The 19,850-nt window shown below is 55.5% G+C and carries 19 protein-coding genes and 1 pseudogene; 11 read left to right on the forward strand and 9 right to left on the reverse strand.

All coding sequences use genetic code 11. The features are described 5' to 3' along the window. Positions 1 to 191, forward strand: a 191-nt coding sequence (locus GOX21_RS21455; protein WP_217353062.1) for a hypothetical protein, incomplete at its 5' end; no start/stop codon positions are given. Positions 192 to 295: 104 nt separating this feature from the next. Here GOX21_RS21455 and GOX21_RS17160 read toward each other — a convergent pair. Continuing rightward, positions 296 to 961: a sugar transferase gene (locus GOX21_RS17160; RefSeq protein ID WP_170379880.1), complete on the reverse strand. Its 666-nt coding sequence runs from the start codon at positions 959 to 961 to the stop codon at positions 296 to 298. Positions 962 to 2,048: 1,087 nt separating this feature from the next. Between GOX21_RS17160 and GOX21_RS17165 the strand changes: the two genes are divergently transcribed. The 9 genes and pseudogenes from GOX21_RS17165 to GOX21_RS17205 form a co-directional block, all read left to right on the forward strand. Continuing rightward, on the forward strand, positions 2,049 to 3,131 hold the full coding sequence (locus GOX21_RS17165; RefSeq protein WP_170352101.1) for an MHYT domain-containing protein: 1,083 nt from the start codon (positions 2,049 to 2,051) through the stop codon (positions 3,129 to 3,131). 140 nt (positions 3,132 to 3,271) lie between these two features. Continuing rightward, on the forward strand, positions 3,272 to 4,105 hold the full coding sequence (locus GOX21_RS17170) for an FAD binding domain-containing protein (protein WP_170379878.1): 834 nt from the start codon (positions 3,272 to 3,274) through the stop codon (positions 4,103 to 4,105). Positions 4,106 to 4,119: 14 nt separating this feature from the next. Then, positions 4,120 to 4,614 (forward strand): (2Fe-2S)-binding protein, encoded by a 495-nt coding sequence (locus tag GOX21_RS17175; RefSeq protein WP_093963851.1) that lies wholly within the window; start codon positions 4,120 to 4,122, stop codon positions 4,612 to 4,614. After that, positions 4,611 to 7,028, forward strand: a complete 2,418-nt coding sequence (locus tag GOX21_RS17180) for an aerobic carbon-monoxide dehydrogenase large subunit (RefSeq protein ID WP_170379876.1) — start codon at positions 4,611 to 4,613, stop codon at positions 7,026 to 7,028. The genes GOX21_RS17175 and GOX21_RS17180 overlap by 4 nt, the downstream gene beginning before the upstream one ends. A 53-nt stretch (positions 7,029 to 7,081) precedes the next feature. After that, the gene (locus tag GOX21_RS17185) at positions 7,082 to 7,948 is read left to right on the forward strand and encodes an AAA family ATPase (RefSeq protein WP_170379874.1); all 867 of its coding nucleotides are present in this window, start codon (positions 7,082 to 7,084) and stop codon (positions 7,946 to 7,948) included. Continuing rightward, positions 7,948 to 9,135, forward strand: coding sequence for a vWA domain-containing protein (locus GOX21_RS17190; RefSeq protein WP_170379871.1), 1,188 nt, complete (start codon positions 7,948 to 7,950; stop codon positions 9,133 to 9,135). The genes GOX21_RS17185 and GOX21_RS17190 overlap by 1 nt, the downstream gene beginning before the upstream one ends. Before the next feature lie 12 nt (positions 9,136 to 9,147). Then, complete coding sequence (locus GOX21_RS17195; RefSeq protein WP_170379870.1) at positions 9,148 to 9,960, forward strand: XdhC family protein; 813 nt, start codon at positions 9,148 to 9,150, stop codon at positions 9,958 to 9,960. Between the two features lie 106 nt (positions 9,961 to 10,066). Further along, complete coding sequence (locus GOX21_RS17200; protein WP_170352094.1) at positions 10,067 to 10,519, forward strand: CoxG family protein; 453 nt, start codon at positions 10,067 to 10,069, stop codon at positions 10,517 to 10,519. A gap of 100 nt (positions 10,520 to 10,619) precedes the next feature. Continuing rightward, positions 10,620 to 10,724: pseudogene (locus tag GOX21_RS17205) on the forward strand (IS5/IS1182 family transposase); the annotation flags it as partial. Positions 10,725 to 10,939: 215 nt separating this feature from the next. Here the strand turns inward: GOX21_RS17205 and GOX21_RS17210 are convergent. Genes GOX21_RS17210 through GOX21_RS17235 form a run of 6 tightly spaced genes read right to left on the reverse strand, consistent with a single transcriptional unit; the run spans position 10,940 to position 16,604 of the window. Further along, positions 10,940 to 11,734, reverse strand: a complete 795-nt coding sequence (locus tag GOX21_RS17210; RefSeq protein WP_170379868.1) for a metallophosphoesterase — start codon at positions 11,732 to 11,734, stop codon at positions 10,940 to 10,942. A gap of 2 nt (positions 11,735 to 11,736) precedes the next feature. Further along, positions 11,737 to 12,546, reverse strand: coding sequence for a carbohydrate ABC transporter permease (locus tag GOX21_RS17215; RefSeq protein ID WP_170352096.1), 810 nt, complete (start codon positions 12,544 to 12,546; stop codon positions 11,737 to 11,739). Then, positions 12,543 to 13,436, reverse strand: coding sequence for a carbohydrate ABC transporter permease (locus GOX21_RS17220; RefSeq protein WP_117872581.1), 894 nt, complete (start codon positions 13,434 to 13,436; stop codon positions 12,543 to 12,545). Before GOX21_RS17220 ends, GOX21_RS17215 begins: the two co-directional genes overlap by 4 nt. A 59-nt stretch (positions 13,437 to 13,495) precedes the next feature. Continuing rightward, a complete protein-coding gene (locus GOX21_RS17225) occupies positions 13,496 to 14,752 on the reverse strand; it encodes an ABC transporter substrate-binding protein (RefSeq protein ID WP_170379866.1) in 1,257 nt (418 codons plus the stop codon). A 56-nt stretch (positions 14,753 to 14,808) separates the two neighbouring features. After that, complete coding sequence (locus GOX21_RS17230) at positions 14,809 to 15,825, reverse strand: ABC transporter ATP-binding protein (RefSeq protein ID WP_170379864.1); 1,017 nt, start codon at positions 15,823 to 15,825, stop codon at positions 14,809 to 14,811. 2 nt (positions 15,826 to 15,827) lie between these two features. After that, positions 15,828 to 16,604: a DeoR/GlpR family DNA-binding transcription regulator gene (locus tag GOX21_RS17235; protein WP_170359564.1), complete on the reverse strand. Its 777-nt coding sequence runs from the start codon at positions 16,602 to 16,604 to the stop codon at positions 15,828 to 15,830. Positions 16,605 to 16,871: 267 nt separating this feature from the next. Between GOX21_RS17235 and GOX21_RS17240 the strand changes: the two genes are divergently transcribed. Continuing rightward, positions 16,872 to 17,756 (forward strand): HAD-IIA family hydrolase, encoded by an 885-nt coding sequence (locus tag GOX21_RS17240; RefSeq protein WP_170379862.1) that lies wholly within the window; start codon positions 16,872 to 16,874, stop codon positions 17,754 to 17,756. Positions 17,757 to 17,837: 81 nt separating this feature from the next. On the opposite strand, the gene GOX21_RS17245 is transcribed toward GOX21_RS17240, so the two are convergent. Both GOX21_RS17245 and GOX21_RS17250 read right to left on the reverse strand, forming a co-directional pair. Further along, positions 17,838 to 18,595 (reverse strand): IS5 family transposase gene (locus GOX21_RS17245; protein ID WP_170485413.1). Its coding sequence is split into 2 segments (ribosomal slippage): positions 17,838 to 18,259 and positions 18,259 to 18,595, totalling 759 coding nucleotides; the frame shifts between segments, so codons are not numbered across the junction. A 255-nt stretch (positions 18,596 to 18,850) separates the two neighbouring features. Further along, on the reverse strand, positions 18,851 to 19,672 hold the full coding sequence (locus GOX21_RS17250; RefSeq protein ID WP_170379240.1) for a helix-turn-helix domain-containing protein: 822 nt from the start codon (positions 19,670 to 19,672) through the stop codon (positions 18,851 to 18,853). Positions 19,673 to 19,850 lie beyond the last annotated feature (178 nt).

Below are 19,850 nucleotides of genomic sequence, written 5' to 3' on the forward strand. Positions count from 1 at the left end.
GCCTCACTAACAACTTTCAAAACAAACGTCCCGAAACAATCCGCCAAAAAAATATCCACAAAACACCATGTGGCAATTCTGTAAAAAGACAATTTGATATCCATTTTTTGAGTATTGAAAAACACGGTAAAGTAGAGTCATCCTCAAGTCATCTCCCCTTCGAAAAAGGGCGGAAGGCCATAGTTTCCTGACTTTCTTCAAGCTTGATCAGCTTGCCTGACCTGCGGCAGGCGCCTCAGATCTTGATCGCTGGGAAACTCTGGATCTTCCGAAAGCCTCTACCGACGGAGATTGCTCAAGCTCCGCTTCGGCGTAGCATGATCGAAATGGTGCGCCACACGATCCAAGCTTCCATGATCAGCCCGGTATTTGCGATGTAGTACAGATCTGCCTGTACTTTTCGGCGTGTCGCATCTGTACCTTCGATATACCCAAGTTCAACCTGCGCCCAACCACTGATTCCGGGGCGCACAAGGTGACGTGCTTGGTATCCGGGTATCAGCGACATATATTCTCGGGCATGCTCGATGTAATCCGGCCGAGGGCCTATCAAGCTCATTTCACCCTTAAAAACATTGATAATTTGCGGCAATTCATCAATGCGGGACTTGCGCAAGAAGCGACCAAGCTGGGTAATTCTGTCTTCTTCCAACGGGCAATCAGCACTCCGTTCAATTTTCTTGGCCGGGCGCATGCTGCGAAACTTGTATGCTGTGAATGGTTCGCAGTTTTTCCCCATACGCTCCTGAGAGAAAAATAGAGGCCCCTTGTTCCAAATTGGGTTCAAGACGAGCAGGACGATTCCAAAAAACACCGCAAGAGGCAACAGAACAAATACGCTCAGGACAAGATCAAACGCACGTTTTGCCACGGCAAAAAAGACACTTGGTGCAGAGGCTGGAGCCCGCGCAAAGGCGGTGGATTCCCCGAGATCGTGCTCGGGTAAATTAAAATCAAACATAACTGCTCAAGAGCCTTAAACTAATTATTTTATACTCGTTTTAAGGGAGTACTTCTCTTTTTTACCGTTTATCAACCACTTCAAGAGAGTGTCAATATTTTTGAGTTAAATATGCCTCAAGCCTTAAATGAATCGGATTCTAAGGCGTCTGGTTCACCGTCTTACCGGACCACTTTAGATCTGTTTGAAGGGTCCTAAGCAGGTTGGAGAGGGCTCGAAGGAGCCCAGTCTAGCGAACCCATCTACGCGCGGTGTTCCTTACGAGTAATTGTCGGCGTCGAACAGCGATGCAAGGTGTCGGATTCAATTGCCAAGCCAAGGAATAGGGCAGGGGTAATCAACCCAATCGCCGCGCTATTCAAAATAACGCAGTCGAGCATTACAGCCCTATTGGTCATCGCGTTCTTTTTCACTCATAAAGCTCTCCCGGACGTGACGAGCCATAACCCGATGTTCACTTGGACTGCAAAAGATCACCTTATTCGATAAGGGGGCGCTTTCGGGATTGATCCAAGAAATCCTCCCAAGCTGCGCTAAACTCCTCAAGGGGCCAGTTGAGGCACGGGCTGGGATCTGGACAACAAGGCACGTGCGACGGGTCGCAAGGCGATATAATGATCCGAAGATGAACAGTGTATTCGCGAAGTGTTCAAACGCCTTCGCGCCTATTTGGTCACGTAGCCTTTGGGCTAACTGGATCTTTGCTCCGGTCTGGCGCGAACTCTAAATCGTGATCGCCCGGATAGGTCGGTAGCAGTAGGAGGCAGGTAAAATGTCTGCAGCGGCGAAGCTTGCCTTGACGCAACTTGAATGGAATGTACCGTAATCGCCACCTTTCATGTCTAGAACTGCAACCACTTTAACTAAGAGCGATCCCTCTTCAACCAGGACACGTCGTGCAGACACGTTCCGCCGCTGCTGCCGAATGGCGCGAACTCGGTGCCGGACACAGGACAGCTTTGCTAGCCTCACTGAGACTGAGTCGAATTCCTCTGCGCGTGCTACTGCAGTCCGGTCAGAGTAGATTGTGCCGGGAATTTCAGTTTGCTAACGTCAGACACGCGCTGGGGAGGGCGTGTACACCTATATGCTGGACTATTCGCACAACGCCTGGCTTGTCGCGGCCTCTTTGGCCGTTGCGCTGATGGCCGGATTTACCGGCCTTTATCTGACGCATGGCGCGTCCCGGCTGGATAGCCAGCGCCGCAAGCTTGTCGTTGCTCTGGCTGCGGTCATTCTGGGCGGCGGTATCTGGTCGATGCATTTCGTTGCCATGCTGGGCCTGCAACTGCCGATACTGTTTTACTACGACGCTCTGATCACTCTGATCTCTGCGCTTGTAGCGATCCTGATGGTTGGGCTGGCGCTGCTGTTGCTGCATTTCCGTCCGCGTACGCCTCAGACGATGATCGGATCGGGGGTGATCGTGGGGCTGGGCATCGTGGTGATGCACTACATTGGCATGGCGGGAATGCAGCTATGCCGCCCCGTATACAATGTTCTGGACGTAGCTCTGGCGACGTTGGCCTCGGTGATCCTATCGGTCGCGGCTATTTGGGTTGCTTATGGCAACCGCACGCAACGCAATATTCTGCTGGGCACAGTTTGCTTTGGGTTGGCCGTTTTTACTATGCACTTTGTGGCGACCGGTCTGACCGATTTTGTGGCAAGTGACGCCGCCGGCGGTGCGGGGCCCGCGCTGGACAATCAGGTTCTGGCGATGGGCGTCACCGTTTCTGTTTTCCTGATCTGCGGAGCTTTTCTGCTGACCGGGATCTCGTTCATCGAACCGAAGGAAAAGCTGGCGCCCGAACGCACGCCGGAACCCGCAACCTTGCGCGCCGGTGTTCCGTTCGAGCGTGAAGGCCAGACATATTTCGCGGAGCCCGCCAGCGTTGCCGCCATCCGGGCCGAGGGGCATTATACTGTTCTCTATATGGGTGTTGAAAAACTATTCTGTCCATGGTCGATCACCGAGGCCGAAAACCGCCTGAAACCAGACGGGTTTTTGCGCGCCCATCGCAGCTATCTGGTGAACCCCAAACACGTCTCTAGCTTTGAACGTCACAAGGACAACGGCACCTGTTATTTTGACGGGGTCGACGCGTTGACCAAAGTGCCGGTCAGCCGGTCCCGCCTGACGGACATTCGCGAGGCTCTGGGCCTCTGATCGCAGTTCATGCAGCCTATTCGCATTTCGTGAAACAAGCCGCGCGACCTGTTCCCGATCGCTGGAAGCCTTAAGTCACACGTTCTTTCCTACCTCGCAGGTTCCCCAAGGCACACCGCTTGGACCCAGGGAGGAAAAACATGATACCAGCCGGTTTTGAGTATCACCGGCCAGGCGACATCGCCACGGCCATCGGCATTCTACAGGAACACGGAGACGAGGCGCGCGTCATTGCGGGCGGGCACAGCCTGATCCCGATGATGAAGCTGCGCATGGCCGAAATGAGCCACTTGGTCGATCTTCAGGCCATTGACGAATTGAAGGGCATCGAGATCGGAGCCGACTCCGTTTCGCTGGGCGCGATGGCGACCCAGCATGAACTGATCACGCATGACGGTCTGGCAGAGGCAATCCCGCTGATACGTGAGGCGGCGTTGCAGATCGCTGATCCACAGGTCCGCTACGTGGGCACTGTTGGAGGGAACGTTGCCAATGGTGATCCGGGCAACGACATGCCGGGGTTGATGCAGTGTCTGAATGCGACGTTCGAACTGTCCGGTCCTGACGGCGCCCGCAGTGTGGCGGCACGGGATTTCTATGAGGCCGCTTACTTTACTGCACGTGAGGATGAAGAAATCCTGACCCGGATTTCAATTCCGGTGCCGGGTGTGGGTGTAGGGCAGGCTTATGAAAAGCAGAAACGCAAGATCGGCGATTACGCGACAGCCGCGGCTGCGGTGATGGTTGGCAACGGACAGGCCTCGGTCGCGATGACCAACCTTGCGGACACGCCCATCTGGTCCGAAAGCGCAAGCAATGCGCTGGCCGACGGAGACGTCAGCGGCTGCGTCGCCGCGATGCTCGACGCAATTGACCCGGTGGCTGACAACCGCGGTCCCATCGAATTCAAGAAACACGTGGCCGCCGTGATGCTGCGCCGCGCCATCGACCGTGCGCAAAGCCGTGCGAGTTGAGGGGAGGAACAACCATGTCAAAAATGCACGTAAAACTAACAGTGAACGGCAAACAGGTCGAAGGTCTGGCCGAGCCGCGCACGCTGTTGATCCACTTCCTGCGGGAAGATCTTAAAATCACCGGCCCTCATATCGGATGCGAAACCAGTCACTGTGGAGCCTGCACCGTGGATATTGATGGCAAGTCCGTCAAGTCCTGTACAACCTTTGTGGCGCAGGTGAACGGGGCCGATATCACAACCGTCGAAGGGCTGACCAATGACGATGGTAGCCTTGGCGTTTTGCAAGAGATGTTTCGCGAACATCACGGGTTGCAGTGCGGCTTCTGCACGCCGGGCATGATCACCCGCGCGCATCGTCTGCTGCAGGAAAACCCGAACCCAACCGAGGAAGAAATCCGCTTTGGTATGGCTGGCAACCTGTGCCGATGCACCGGATACCAGAACATCGTCAAGGCGATCTCGGCCTCAGCTGACATGCTGAACGCTCAGAAGGAGGCCGCGGAATGAACGATCAAACCATGACCCCCGAAGAACGCGCCGCCAATCTCAAAGGGATGGGAAGCTCGCGCAAACGCGTCGAGGATGTGCGTTTTACCCAAGGCAAGGGCAACTACGTCGATGACATCAAGCTGGACGGGATGCTGTTTGGCGCGTTTGTCCGCTCGCCCTATGCTCATGCCCGCGTTGTCAGTGTGAACAAAGAGGCCGCGTTGGCCGTGCCCGGCGTTGTTGCTGTGTTGACAGCCGAGGATCTGGCTCCGCTGGGTTTGCATTGGATGCCGACGCTGGCAGGTGACAAGCAAATGGTGCTGGCCGATGGCAAGGTTCTGTTCCAGGGCCAAGAAGTCGCCTATGTCGTTGCTGAAAATCGATACATCGCAGCGGATGCGGCAGAACTGGTCGAGGTTGACTACGAAGAACTGCCCGTTCTGACCGACCCGTTCGAGGCGCTGAAATCGGACGTTGTACTGCGTGAAGACCTTGCGGGTCAGACCGAGGGCGCCCATGGCCCGCGCAAGCATCACAACCACATTTTCACTTGGGAACAGGGCGACAAAGATGCGACGGAAGCCGTGCTGGGTGAGGCGGATGTCGTGGCCGAAGAGATGGTCTATTACCACCGGACCCACCCATGTCCGCTGGAGACCTGTGGCTGTGTGGCTTCGATGGATAAGGTGACCGGTAAGCTTACGCTTTATGGTACATTCCAGGCCCCGCACGCGATTCGAACCGTAGTGTCGCTGATCTCTGGTCTCGCCGAGCACAATATCCGGGTGATCAGCCCTGATATCGGCGGTGGCTTCGGTAATAAAGTTGGTGCGTATGCCGGCTATGTCTGCTCGGTCGTCGCCTCGATTGTCACCGGCCAACCGGTGAAATGGGTCGAGAATCGGATGGAAAACCTTATGTCTACCGCCTTTGCCCGCGACTACTGGATGCAGGGCAAGATCTCTGCGACCAAGGATGGCAAGATCACTGGTCTCTGGTGCCATACCACAGCAGATCATGGTGGATTTGACGCCTGTGCCGACCCAACGAAGTTCCCGGCCGGGTTCATGAACATCTGCACCGGGTCATATGACATCCCCACCGCTTATCTGGCTGTGGATGGGGTTTATACCAACAAGGCACCGGGCGGTGTCGCCTATCGTTGCTCGTTCAGGGTGACCGAGGCTGCGTATTTCATTGAGCGGATGATCGAGGTTCTGGCCATCAAGCTGAACATGGACGCGGCCGAGTTACGCCGGATCAACTTTATCCGCAAGGATCAGTTCCCATATCAGTCCGCGCTGGGATGGGAATATGACTCGGGTGACTATCACACCGCTTGGGACAAAGCGCTGAAGGCCGTGGACTATGATGGTCTGCGGGCGGAGCAGGCGCAACGGATCGAGGACTTCAAAGCCGGAAAGACCCGCAAACTGCTGGGCATCGGTCTGACGCATTTCACCGAAATCGTCGGGGCTGGACCAGTCAAGAACTGCGATATCCTTGGGTTGGGAATGTTCGACTCATGCGAAATCCGGATTCACCCAACCGGTTCCGCCATCGCACGGCTGGGGACGATCAGCCAAGGTCAGGGCCATGCTACGACTTTTGCTCAGATCATCGCCAGCGAGATCGGCCTGCCTGCCGATGACATCACGCTGGAAGAAGGCGACACTGATACCGCGCCTTATGGGCTTGGTACCTATGGGTCTCGGTCGACACCCGTGGCCGGCGCGGCAACGGCGATGGCCGCCCGCAAAATCCGCGCCAAGGCGCAGATGATCGCAGCCTACTTGCTGGAAGTGCATGACGACGACGTTGAGTGGGACGTGGATCGGTTCTCAGTCAAAGGTGCGCCTGAGCGGTTCAAGACGATGAAAGAAATCGCCTTTGCCGCATATAATCAGGCCATTCCGGGGCTGGAACCCGGTCTGGAGGCCGTAAGCTACTATGACCCGCCGAATATGACCTACCCGTTCGGGGCCTATATCTGCGTCATGGAGATCGACGTCGATACCGGCGAATGGGAGGTCCGGCAGTTCTATGCGCTGGATGATTGCGGGACCCGGATCAATCCCATGATCATCGAAGGTCAGGTCCATGGCGGCGTGACCGAGGCGTTGGCCATCGCTATGGGTCAGGAAATCGCCTATGATGAGATGGGCAACGTCAAGACCGGTACGTTGATGGACTTCTTCTTGCCCACCGCGTGGGAGACGCCCAACTACACCACTGATCACACGGTGACGCCATCTCCGCATCACCCGATCGGTGCCAAGGGCGTGGGCGAGAGCCCGAATGTCGGCGGTGTGCCTGCGTTCTCGAACGCGGTGCATGATGCTTTCCGGCCATTTGGCCTTGTTCAGAGCCACATGCCGCATGACCACTGGCGTATCTGGAAGATCGCCAACGGTTTGGGAATGCACGGCTAACAGGAAAGGCCGCCGCGCTGAAATACAGCGCGGCGGCAATCCGGGAGAATGGCATGAGCTTGCAGGATATACAGCAAGGCCTCGCCGAGGTGGGCTATGTTGCCGACGACCGACTGGCTATGGCGTTGCATCTGGCGCAGACGCTTGGGCGTCCGCTGCTGCTGGAAGGCCCGGCTGGGGTCGGTAAAACCGAGGTCGCCAAGGCGTTGGCAGCACAGCGCGCCGCGCGGTTGATCCGGTTGCAATGCTATGAAGGGCTCGATGCCAGCCACGCGATTTATGAGTGGAACTACCAGCGCCAGTTGCTGGCTATTCGCGCAAGCGAGGCACAGGGTGGCACCAGCGAAGCGCAGCTGTTCAACGATGATTTTCTGCTAAAGCGACCCTTGCTGGAAGCAATCAGCGAAGAAGAACCACCTGTTCTGCTGATTGATGAAATCGACAGGGCGGATGAGGAGTTTGAGGCCTATCTGCTCGAAATTTTGTCGGACTTTCAGATCACGATCCCTGAACTCGGCACCATCAAGGCGCGTTCGCGGCCCATCGTGATTCTGACGGCGAATGGCACTCGGGACCTGTCGGACGCGCTGCGGCGTCGGTGCCTGTATAGTTTCCTCGACTACCCATCGCGTGAAACGGAAATGGCGATCCTGAAAGCTCGCATGCCCGCAGTCGAAGGGCTGTTGGCGCGCCAGATTATTAGCGTTGTGCAGGCGCTGCGCAAAGAGGACTTGGAAAAGACCCCCGGCATCGCCGAGATGCTGGACTGGGCGGCCGCTCTTTCAGGGCTGGGCGTCAACGACATGGCGCAGTCCCGCAAAGACGTTCAGGCAACCCTTGTTTGTCTTTTGAAAACTGCAGCCGACTATGACGCAGCTCCGCCCGAAGTGATGGATCGCCTGATCGGAAAGGTGGCGTGATGCAGGTCACCCGCTTCCCCTCTCGCGCATCTGGTCTGTCGGATCGCATGTCCGGCTTCATCGAACATTTGCGTATGAACGGGATGCGAGTTGGTCCGGCTGAGACGGGGGACGCATTGGCTGCGCTGGCGGCGGTTGAGGCGACGGATGTCAGACAGGCCCAGCAGGCACTTTGCGCGTTGCTGGCTGGCGACGTCGACGATTGGCGGCGGTTCGATGATTTGTTCGAAGCCTATTGGTTCAACACTGGCAAGCAACGCACGGGAACCGCCCGAACCGCGCATGTGCGGGTTCAATCTGCAAAGCCGATGCTCTGGCAGCAAGAGAGCCAGGATAGTCAGGAATCCGAGACTGGCACGGATCAGGCCGCCGCACCTGATACCGGCGATGGGGAGGCCGTGGGGAGAGACGGGAAGCTAATCGCAACCCGTACGGCCAACCTGTCGCGCCGGGATTTGCGCGAACTGATGGATGAAGACGCCCTGAGGCAGGCGGAACAGGCCGCGACCGCCATCGCACGCGCCATCCGCGACCGCCGCTCGCGTAGGCGAAAGCAAGCTCTGCGGGGCTCTGCTTTGGACATGCGCCGGATTCAACGCGCCAGCCTTGCACGAGGAGGAGAGCCGATGGATCTGTATCGCCGCGCTCGCCCATCACGCCCAATGAGGATTGTGGCCTTGTGTGACGTCAGCGGTTCCATGGCTGTCTATTCGCGGGTCTTTTTGGCCTTTTTGAAAGGATTGATCGGTAGTGGAGCTGAGGCAGACGCCTATTTGTTCCACACGCGTTTGATGCGTGTGACTGATGCACTGCGCGATCACGACACACTGCGCGCGGCTGGACGGCTATCACTCATGGCCGAAGGGTTCGGCGGTGGTACCGACATCTCGGGAAGCCTTGAGAAGTTTCTGAACGGATACGGTGCCCGCGCATTGAACGGGCGGACGATCGTTTTGATCCTCTCGGACGGCTATTGCAGCTCGTCACCTGAAGCCTTGGGAGAAGCGCTGGCTCAGGTTCGACGCAAGGCGCGGCGGATTGTTTGGCTGAATCCTCTTAAAGGATGGAAAGACTATCAGCCCATTGCTGCTGCCATGCAGGCTGCGGAGCCGTATCTGGATGCGCACCTCCCGGCCAACACGCTCGACGCGCTGTCGGCGTTGGAACCCGAATTCCGAAAACTGTGAAAGGACACGGCTATGGCAGGTTTCGACATTTTCGACACGATTGAGGAGTTGCGTCAAAAGGGCGACGCCTTTTGCGTGGCAACTGTCCTTCGAACTGCCGACGCAACCTCAGCCAAAGCGGGTGGCAAGGCCGTGATCACAAGGGACGGGCGTATTTGGGGGCATTTGGGCGGAGCGTGTGTGCAGCGCGTCGTACGCGCATCGGCGCAGGAGGCACTTGCGGGTGGAACTCCGAAAATGATCCGCGTGAAACCTTCGGAAAAGGTAGTGGCGATGACAGACCCGGATGGTGTTGAGACCTTCAAAAGCGGTTGTCCTTCGGGCGGAACAGTCGATTTGCTGATCGAACCCTATCAGCACGCCCCGCGCCTGATCATTTTCGGAGAGTCTCCGATTGCACACGCGCTTGCCGCTCACGCGGCGCTGACCGGATTGCGTGTTTGCTTGCCTGAAGGTTCAGAAAGCTCGGTGGAATTCATCGGTTTTGATCCCAATGACCTAAGCGCATTGGGGGTTGAACCACGCGATTTCGCGGTGGTAGCCTCACAGGGGAAGGGCGATGGTGCAGCGCTGAAATCTGCGCTTGAATCACCAGCACGACGCGTTTCGATGGTCGCGAGCCACCGAAAGGCCAAGGTGTTGTGCGAGAGGTTGGAAGTGCAGGGAATGACCGTCGAGCAGACCAGTCGGCTCAAGTCACCGGCCGGTCTGGATATCCATGCAATCGACCCGCACGAAATCGCCCTTTCGATCCTCGCCGAGATCATCCTCTGGCGGAATTCAGACAATTCCAAGGAGACATCGCATGATGAAAAAATGGCGTAAATGGTTGCAGTCCTTTCGGACTGTGAAGCCGGAACAGACCCCGGAAGAGGCGACCGAGACCGCACTTCGCGTTTTCCCAAGATGCTGTTGAGTAAAGGACTCTCAAATGGAACTAAATGACGAAATCCGAATCTCTGCTCCGCGTGACGTCGTGTACCGAGCGCTAAATGATCCGGATGTGTTGCGTGAGTGCATTCCCGGTTGTGAGGAATTGATCCAGCATTCTCCCGAGCATTTGGAGGCCAAAGTTGTGCTCAAAATCGGCCCCGTCAAAGCTCGGTTCAGCGGCGAAGTGACGTTGGACAACTCCAATGCTCCGGATGAGTTTTCCCTGACTGGTGAAGGAAAAGGTGGCGCTGCGGGCTTTGCCAAAGGGGGTGCGGATGTCAATCTTAGCACGGAGGGCGAGGAAACGGTTTTATCCTATACTGCCAAGGTCACAATCGGCGGAAAAATAGCGCAATTGGGCAGCCGGTTGATTGCAGGGACTGCAAAAAAACTTTCAGCCAAGTTTTTTGACAGGTTTGGGGAAATCGTCACCGAGCAAAACGTCGGTTAGGGTCAGGACTTCGGTAACGAGGTCTTCCCAATCAAGCGGTTTTGCGCAAAATTATTGATCCGCCGAAGCGGTGTTGTCAGGTCTTTACCTGTCCTACATGCTATGGGAGTCGATCATGGATACTTTGAACCAAAGCAGAGCCGTTCCTCACAATCTGCAAATGATCGACAGCACCGTGATCCGCGCCCATCATCCACTTCCTGGCAGGGCATTGCGGCAACAATGTCCCTAGAGGGAGGCAGCGGGTGCCAAGCCATGGCCGCGAAGATAAGCTACACCTTGGCACGCACTTTTTATTGATCAGGCGCTGGCTGCATTGTTCGCACTGCGTGAACGTGCACAATTACGAAAATGCAGTTGCAGCGAATGTCAGCAATGCGGACAAACTTGCCGTTCGTTTCCTGAGCCACGAAGTCCGCTTTAGAATGAAAACGGTCCCTCGGCAGTGTCTAGCGAAACAGCGCTCCATGTACCGGTCTTTCCGGTCTCGAGAACTGCGCAACCCGTAGGTCCAGAAAAAAACCCAACCGGAGCCACCGCGCGTCGGTCCAGTGCAAAACCGCTGCAAAGGCCCGGCGCTGTAATGGCAACGTGACCGCCAACGCGGCCAATGTGAACGCCGTGGACGTGCCCAGCCAACACCGTGATCTCTCCGGAGTGCACTGTAAGAATTTCTGCCAGATCGGAATGGTTTTCCAATCCGATAACATCCATGAAATCAATTCCGGTGCTAAATGGCGGGTGATGCAACATAACGACAACCGGCCCGTCAGACCCAGAAAGCTCCCGCTCCAAAAAATTAAGACTTTCCACGCGCAGCCTGCCACCGCCCTGTTCTTCAACCAGCGTGTCAAGCCCGATGACACGGGTATCGCCCACCGTGTCCGCCCAATCAATAAGCCCGTCCACCGGCATGATGTCCAAACCTGAAAAGGCCTTTTGCATTGGCTTGCGCGCATCATGATTTCCAGGAACAACATAAATCGGCAGGTCAAACCGCTCCAGTTGTGCGCGTGCGAAATCGTAACTGTCCGGGCTGCCATCTTCGCTGACGTCACCAGTGACTAGAACCGCGTCGAGCGGGCCAAGAGCTTCGCCTCTTTCGATCAATCGGTCGATGACCCCAATCAGGATCGCGCGGGTATCAAGCACGCCTGAACACAAATCGCCGCGCGATACCGCGTGCAAGTCACTTAGATGAAGAAATGTCGCCACGACTATTTGATCCCCGCGCGCAGGAAGGCTTGAACGAATTGACGCTGGAACACGAGGAACGCGATCAACAAGGGTGCAACGGACATCATCGTTGCCGCCGAAATGACGCTTATATCCACACCATTTTCCGGTGCGCCAAAGATCGACAGGCCGACCGTCAGCGGTCGTGTGTCGGGCGAGTTGGTCACGATGAGCGGCCAGAGGAAGTTGTTCCAGTGGGTCGATACCGACACCAACGCATAAGCAAGATATGTCGGGCGCGCCAAGGGCACATAGACTCGCCAAAGAATTCCGAACCAGCCGCAGCCTTCGACGCGCGCTGCCTCATGCAGTTCTATAGGAACGCCCTTAAACGCCTGCCGCATTAGGAAAATGCCAAAGGCAGAGGCCATATAGGGCATTCCGACGCCAAGAATCGTGTCAAACAATCCGAGGCGCGAAACCATTGCATAGTTTTCCACGATCAACACTTCGGGCAGGATGAAAAGTTGCATCAGCACTAGGATGAACACGAAATCCCGACCCGGAAACTGGACCTGGGCGAAGGCAAATCCTGCCAGCGTCGTGACGAAGAACTGACCAATAAGGATCACCGTCACTAAAAGGAAGGTGTTGAGGAAATAGCGTAGCCACGGCGCCCCCTCCCAAGCGGTGCGGAAATTGTCGAGCGTCCATGGCGACGTGATGTTAAAGTTGACCGCGTCAGAGGTGCTGTGGAAAGCCGCCCAAAAGGCAAAGACCAGCGGGGAAATCCAGATCACGGCCAACAACAATGCGCCAAAGGATTCGATATGTCTGGAAAATCCGCTCACTGGTAATGGGTCCGCTTGTCGAGAATGGTGAACTTGACGCCGGCAACCACGCCAAGCACGACAAGCACCAGAATGGTCATTGCCGCTGCGTGGGGCGCATCAAAGAAGGCAAAGGCCATTTCCCAGATGTAATAAAGGATAAGCTTGGAGGCGTCGTTGGGCCCGCCCTTGGTGAGGATGAACAAATGATCGATCAATTTCACAGAGTTGATCAGCGCATTGACCATGATAAATAGCGTCGTCGGCATCAACAAAGGCAGCACAATCCTGCGCGTATAGGTCCAGCGGCTAGCGCCTTCAATGTCGGCAGCTTCCTTGAGGTCCTCAGGGATCGTCTGCAAAGCCGCCAGATAGAAGATCATGAAAAACCCAGCCTCTTTCCAGATCGTCACGATAATTACAGCCCACAGCGCAGTTTCAGGCTGTCCCAGCCAGTTGATTGAGGGAAGGCCAAACAGTCCGCCGATCTGGTCAAGCACACCCAATCCGGGAGTATAAAAAAACAGCCAAAGGTTTGCCGCTGCGATCATTGGCAGGACCGTGGGCGTGAAATAGGCGGTGCGTACAAACCCGCGAGCCGGGATCTTTGAGTTCGCCCAAAGCGCCATCGAAAGCGCAATTGCAATAGAAATAGGGATGGTCGCGCCCGCATAGATCAAGTTGTTCACGACAACTTTCCAAAAGGTTGGGTCGGCGAACAGGTCGGCATAGTTCTCGCCGCCGACAAATTCGCTGGGGCGTCTTCTGGTTTCTCGGCTGAACAAGCTCGACCACAAGGTCGCAAGCGAAGGATAAAACGCAAAGGTCGTCAGCAGAATTGCCGCTGGAGACAACAGGATCCAACCGTAGATGGCCTGTCGACGACGCTCGATGTTCACATGCTCTGCCATATAGCGACCCTCAAGGTTGGGTGCGTCGGGCATCCCTGCCCGACGCCAGGGAGTTGAGGTTACTGATAATCACGCAGCAGGCGCACAGCCGATGTCTGGGCTTCCCCTAACGCATCTTCAGCCGATTTTGTGCCGGTCAAAGCCGCCTGAATTGCGTTGTTCAGACCCTCACGCACGCGTGCGGTTTCAAAGGTCGAGAACTCGGCAACAGCGTTTTCCAGCTGATTTCGGGCAACGAGAGCGGGTGGGAACTCTTCTGTATAGGATTTAAGCGCCTCGGTTTCATACGCTGCCGGAGACACGCCCATATAGCCGGTCGCGATAGACCACGCTGCCGCTTGCTCGGGCGAGGTCATGAATTCGATCAGCTTCATGGCCGCCGCGCGCTCTTCCTCCGATGTCTCCTTGAAAACATAGAAGTTGCCGCCGCCGGTAGGCGAACCCAGTCGCACATTGGCCGGAAGCTCGGCGACGCCAAAGTCAAAACTGGCGTTGTTCTTCACAGCCGTAAGGTTACCGGTCGAATGCCACATCATCGAGGTCTGACCTTCGAGGAACGCCTGCCGCAGGGTACCCCATTCAACGGTGCCAGTGGGCATGATGCCATGCTCCTGCGACAGCGACTGCCAGAATTCCAACGTATCGACAACGGTTTCGTCATCGAAATAGGTGGTCAGGCCGTCATCGGACATCACCTCCTTGCCGTTCTGGATCGCCAACGCCTGGAACATCCAATAGGGATAGCCTGTCGATGGGATCATCAGGCCATAGGTGTCGTCGTTGGTCAGTGCCTTGCCCATGCTGATCAGCTCGTCCCAGGTCTTGGGCGGTGCCTCAGGGTCAAGACCCGCCGCACGAAACTGGTCCTTGTTGTAATAGGCAACGATAGTTGAACGCTGGAACGGAATGCCCCAGGTTTTGCCCTCGATCCGGCCATTGGCCATCAATGCCGGATAAAAGCTGTCTAGCCAGTCCGGGTTAACCCCGTCGATATCTTCGTAGGCCACGATCAGATCCTGCTCGATCAGATCATAGGCATCGATCGAGAACATCACCGCCAACTGAGCCGGTTCACCCGATGCAAGTGCAGACAAGGCACGCACGCGCGTGTCGTCATAGTTGCCTGAATAGATCGCGTTAACCTTGATGTCAGGATTGGCAGCTTCAAAATCGGCAACGATGCCATCCACTACCTCGGTCAGCGCGCCGCCAACCGCGATAGGATAATACATTGTTAGTTCCGTCTCAGCCGCCGCCGCCGATGTCAGCGCGGTGACCGAGACGGCAGCCAAACTTATCTTCTTAATAACGTTCATTTTTTCCTCCCAGTGATGACAGTTATTCGTGTCTTTCCAAAGTTCAGTTGCTTGACCTACCCGGCCAATCGCTTGCCCATGTCGTCAAAGAAATGCAGGTCTTCATCGGCAAAGCTGATCTCTAGATCTTCTCCTGCCGGAATATGTTTCAGTCCGGGCATGGATACTGTCAGACCAATGGCAGCAGGATGTGACAGGCCAATGAAAGTCTCGGAACCCAGGAATTCGCATTCCGATACTTTACAAGTCAGCCTGCCCTTGCCGGATTCCACCACCTTCACCGCTTCGGCGCGAAGGCCAATTGTCGTGGCGCGCTCAAATCCCGGCACGCCTTCAGACTTGATCAGCGCCATTGGCGGGGCACCGACAAACTCGGCCACAAAGGTGTTAGCAGGCTTGTAGTAAAGCTCTTCCGGGGACCCTGTCTGCTGGATATGGCCGTCTTTCATCAGCACGACCATATCGGCCATGCTCATCGCTTCGGTCTGGTCATGCGTGACGTAAACCACGGTGATGCCCAAATCGACCTGAAGTTTCTTGATGTCCTTGCGCACCGAAGCGCGCAGCTTGGCATCAAGGTTCGAAAGCGGCTCATCCATCAGGCACAGCGGCTGGTTTGCCACGATCGCACGTGCGAGCGCCACACGCTGGCGCTGACCCCCCGACAATTCCCCCGGCTTACGCTGCTCATAGCCCAGCAAGCCAGTGATCTCGAGTGCCCGGGTCAGTTTCTCGCGCCGATCCGCCGCGCCGACTTTTCGCACCTTGAGGCCAAAGACGACATTTTCTGCAACACTCAGATGCGGGAACAAAGCATAAGACTGGAACACCATCGACAGATTGCGTTCTGCAGGGGCAGAAGTTGTGATGTCACGCCCGTCAATGACGATCCGTCCCTCATCCGGCAATTCTAGCCCCGACAGCAATCTCAGCGTCGTTGACTTGCCGCAGCCCGAAGGGCCAAGCAGCGCTACGAACGAACCACGCGGGATCGAAAGATTGATATTCTCGACGCCAAGCTGCCCATTCCAGCGCTTGGCAATATTGTCGACGTGAACAAACGGTTCGGCCATATTCAGCGCTCTCCTTGTGAGTAAGTAATGGCCTCGCCCAAACTGTCTGCGAGATCGGAAAATTCAGGGGCCGGAGGGCGGTCGCACACGACAACGTCGACATCCGAGATGTTGCCGCCCAATGCCGGCGCAATGCGACCAAATTTACTGCTGTCTATTACGAGAATCGATTTGGCCGCGTGCTGCTGCATTTTCATTCTCACCCGAACCTCCGCTGGATGAAATTCCAACAACCCCCCATCATGCGTCACACCGGCGACGCCAAATATTGCGAACTCGGCACGAAACCTGTCAAAGAAATCGGTTGCTTCTTCGCCGATAAAATCACGATCAGGCAGGCGCAGCTCGCCTCCCGGCAAAAGGATACGGTTTGAGATTTCATTACTCAGCGCCATCGCGGCACTCAGGTTGTTCGTGATGACCGTTAACTCCTGGTGGCCGGACAGTGCCTTGGCCACTTCGAGCGGAGTCGATCCGATTGAAAGGAACACGTTCGCCCCGTTGGGGATCATGCTCGCAACAAGTTCGGAAACCGACCGTTTGCCACGTAAGTTCGTTCCGGCTCTCTGATCAAACGGGGTATTCAAACGGCTTTCAGCCAGCTCGATCCGACCGTGCGCGCGCCGCAGGTTTTCACCGTCGCACAAAATGTCCAGATCACGGCGGATGGTTTGCGTCGAGACCCCTAGCATTTCCGCTAAGGCCCCCACACTGATACCGCCACGCTCTTGCACGACCTGCTGGATTAAATCCCTCCGCCTGATCTTCTTTGACGCCATTTATCCCCCTCAAGTTGCCAAAACCATACCACCAAAAAACAACAAAACAACATTTTTTAGTCAAGGCCACATAGAACCTTAAAGGGCGCCTTGGCTGAAAGCTTCGAAAAAGTTATATTAATCAGTATTTTGCCCATGAAATCTCGAAACTCCTTGGCAACGATTTGTCAAAATGTTGTTTTTTCTTCCATTTATTTTTGTTGATGTTACATTCCGGAATGCGTCAAACCTGTCGGGGGCGCCCATCAAAAAAGGACATTTGGACACATGCTTGACGCCAACTCGATATTTTCGCGTTATCAGTCCATACGTCCCAGGCTTCCAAAAGCAACATTCACTGCAGCCACTCTGGATATCGAGTCACTTCTGGATATTGGCAACGAAGTAGACGCCTTTGTTTTTGATGCTTTTGGCGTTCTAAATGTTGGGGAAACTCCGATTCCCGGCGCGGCAGCTCGTTTGAAAGAGCTCAGGAAGGGCGGACACCAGATTCGCATTCTTTCTAATGCTGCCAGCTATAATCACCAGGGCGCGACTGCAAAATTTCAGAAGCTCGGAATGCAGGTTGATGCAGATGAGATTGTAACCAGCCGAGACGCAGCCTTGGCAAACTTGAACGACGGTCTGTGGGGCTGCATCGCCTCGCCGTCTGACGACCTGACGGACATCTTATCCGAGACGATCAGGCTTGAGGCAGACCAGGCAGACTTTGACCGGGCTGACGGTTTCTTGTTTCTCTCGACCGAAATCTGGCAACAATCTCAACAATCCATGCTTTGCGACAGCTTGTTGGCCAACCCGCGCCCAGTGGTGATCGCAAATGCTGATCTGGCAGCGCCACGAGACTTCGGGTTCTCACTGGAGCCCGGTCACTACGGGCATTTGCTTGCAGATGAGGGCCTTCAAGACATCAGGTTCTTTGGCAAGCCATTTCCGGAAGTGTTTGAAATGGTCGAAGCCACACTTCCAGGAGTTCCGCCCGAACGCATCGCGATGTGCGGTGACACTCTTCATACCGATATCCTTGGTGCAGCGGCACGGGGTTGGAGTACAGTCCTAGTCGCGCAAGACGGAGTGTTTTCGGGGCTGGATACTCGCACTTTTTGCGAGCAATCCAGCTTGACACCGAGCTGGCGCCTACTTCGCATATAGAAAACATCGTGATGCTCCCACTTTTGGTGAAGTATCAGACCGAAGGTTAGCCTTGGTTCGAACGTTGACTAGGGTCAGGACTCATAGCCAATAGATAACGAGTGCTGCGAGGGCGATTGCTGACAGGAAGACCTTCGGGCACCTGTCGTAGCGGGTTGCCACACGCCGCCAATCCTTCAACCTGCCGAACATGATCGCGATCCGGTTGCGCCGTTTGTAACGACGCTTGTCGTACTTAACCGGTTTCTTCCGCTGCTTCCGGCCAGGGATGCAGGCGCGCATCCCTTTGTCTTTCAACGCTTCCCGGAACCAATCGGCATCATAGCCACGATCCCCGAGCAGCCAATCGACATCCGGCAGGCCGCTCAGCAGTGCCCGCGCACCAACGTAATCGCTGACCTGACCGGCGGTAATGAACAGGTTGAGCGGGCGTCCCCGGCTGTCGCAGATCGCATGCAACTTGGTGTTCATGCCGCCTTTGGTGCGAGCGATCAGGCGTCCACGCCCCCTTTTTTGACGCCCAAACTGGTCGCGGTACGGTGGGCCTTCAGGTAGGTGGCATCGATCATCACGGTCTTCTCTTCACCGTGTTTGGTAGCCAGACCGGCCATCATCCGGGCGAAGATGCCTTTGTCGCTCCACCGCTTCCAACGGTTATAGAGCGTCTTGTGTCGGCCATACGCCGAAGAGGCATCGCGCCATCTCAACCCATTGCGATTAATGAAGATAATGCCGCTCAACACACGTCGATCATCAACGCGTGGTTTGCCGTGGGACATGGGGAAGAAAGGCTCAAGACGCGCCATCTGCGCATCCGTCAGCCAGAAAAGATCAGACATGGTCACCGCTCGATTTTCGAACCGTGAATCACGCAGCCAAGCGGAAATCAATGGGTCCTGACCCTAGCGCTTTGATACGTAAATCGAAAATTCGGATCATGCACAGTATCGACTAAGATAGCTGTCAGCTCGAACCGGACATTCGACTCTTAACTTCATCGACGTAGCGCTGCCCAAAATACAGTTCTATGTATCGCCCACAATTGAACCTTTGCGCTGGACGTCATTTGCATATGACCAATTGCCAGACCGTATTTAAGTTTTTTTGAAACGGTCGGCATAAGCTTTCTTGAGCACTGGGCTGCGTCGAGCAAAGAGAGAATTGGGTATGCTTTCCCCGGCGAGACGCCAGAATTCGAGGCCTGCGGCGTTAAAGTGTGGCCCGATGAATTGGAAATTCAGATCCTTGCAGAGTTGATGCCCTATTGGACTTGCAGCGATGGCAGCTAGGTCTTTTAAATAAACTTCCCTTTCCACGAGATCTTCCAGTACTTTTACAAACCCATTTAGCAGATGAAGCGCAGATTTTTGATGTCTTTGCGCGATGTAGACACCGGCGCAATAGCCAAAATAATCGCCAGGAAGAACCGGGCGTCGGAGGGCTCCCAGACTGAATTCAGCTTCAACCAATCGGCGCTCGCGGAACCTAGCTTCCAAATCTTCATCCAGGAAAATGAGCGAGATATGAGCGGCTAATTCATCTCCAATCATGACATAAACGCCAGACATCGCCCCATCCTTTAGAATCTCCGCCCAGATGGGATCGCAGGCGGAGAACCCGTCGGGAAACTCATGAGCGCTTGCCAACTCCAAGGCCTGAACGGCGGCATCGGCAAACTCGATAGATCCGTATTCCAACGCCACTTCGTGTTCGCGAAGAACCCGGTAGGAGGCCTGCTTTCCAATTGAACGGCTTTCCCAATCCTCACGGCAAGCCACAACTTCATCCCGCGTCCATCCGAGCTTTTCTATCAAAAGGTGCTCCAGATCACCTCGGATGTAAGACAGCGAACGCTCATATTTGCTAACCGCATCTACACTTAATCCCAGCAAAGCAGCCAATTGTTCCTGTGACATTCGACCATCCTTACCGTTGCGAGCTCGATGGCTTCGAAGTTTGTCGGCGAAGATGGACGAAGGGGCGGTCATGTTGTCTCCGAAATAGTCGTGCCGCTGCTTATCAATATGCCTGACGATAGGTGATTGCCCAAGTGACTTACGGATGACTTACGGGTTCAGGCGGATCGCGTCTGTG

The organism is Ruegeria atlantica, assembly GCF_013032005.1.
In the GTDB taxonomy this organism is placed as follows: domain Bacteria; phylum Pseudomonadota; class Alphaproteobacteria; order Rhodobacterales; family Rhodobacteraceae; genus Ruegeria; species Ruegeria atlantica_A.

Coding starts and splice junctions, on each gene's coding strand:
- GOX21_RS17160 (WP_170379880.1), bottom strand. CDS start 961: ATGTTTGATTTTAATTTACCCGAGCACGATCTCGGGGAATCCACCGCC.
- GOX21_RS17165 (WP_170352101.1), top strand. CDS start 2,049: ATGCTGGACTATTCGCACAACGCCTGGCTTGTCGCGGCCTCTTTGGCC.
- GOX21_RS17170 (WP_170379878.1), top strand. CDS start 3,272: ATGATACCAGCCGGTTTTGAGTATCACCGGCCAGGCGACATCGCCACG.
- GOX21_RS17175 (WP_093963851.1), top strand. CDS start 4,120: ATGTCAAAAATGCACGTAAAACTAACAGTGAACGGCAAACAGGTCGAA.
- GOX21_RS17180 (WP_170379876.1), top strand. CDS start 4,611: ATGAACGATCAAACCATGACCCCCGAAGAACGCGCCGCCAATCTCAAA.
- GOX21_RS17185 (WP_170379874.1), top strand. CDS start 7,082: ATGAGCTTGCAGGATATACAGCAAGGCCTCGCCGAGGTGGGCTATGTT.
- GOX21_RS17190 (WP_170379871.1), top strand. CDS start 7,948: ATGCAGGTCACCCGCTTCCCCTCTCGCGCATCTGGTCTGTCGGATCGC.
- GOX21_RS17195 (WP_170379870.1), top strand. CDS start 9,148: ATGGCAGGTTTCGACATTTTCGACACGATTGAGGAGTTGCGTCAAAAG.
- GOX21_RS17200 (WP_170352094.1), top strand. CDS start 10,067: ATGGAACTAAATGACGAAATCCGAATCTCTGCTCCGCGTGACGTCGTG.
- GOX21_RS17220 (WP_117872581.1), bottom strand. CDS start 13,436: ATGGCAGAGCATGTGAACATCGAGCGTCGTCGACAGGCCATCTACGGT.
- GOX21_RS17225 (WP_170379866.1), bottom strand. CDS start 14,752: ATGAACGTTATTAAGAAGATAAGTTTGGCTGCCGTCTCGGTCACCGCG.
- GOX21_RS17230 (WP_170379864.1), bottom strand. CDS start 15,825: ATGGCCGAACCGTTTGTTCACGTCGACAATATTGCCAAGCGCTGGAAT.
- GOX21_RS17235 (WP_170359564.1), bottom strand. CDS start 16,604: ATGGCGTCAAAGAAGATCAGGCGGAGGGATTTAATCCAGCAGGTCGTG.
- GOX21_RS17240 (WP_170379862.1), top strand. CDS start 16,872: ATGCTTGACGCCAACTCGATATTTTCGCGTTATCAGTCCATACGTCCC.
- GOX21_RS17250 (WP_170379240.1), bottom strand. CDS start 19,672: ATGTCACAGGAACAATTGGCTGCTTTGCTGGGATTAAGTGTAGATGCG.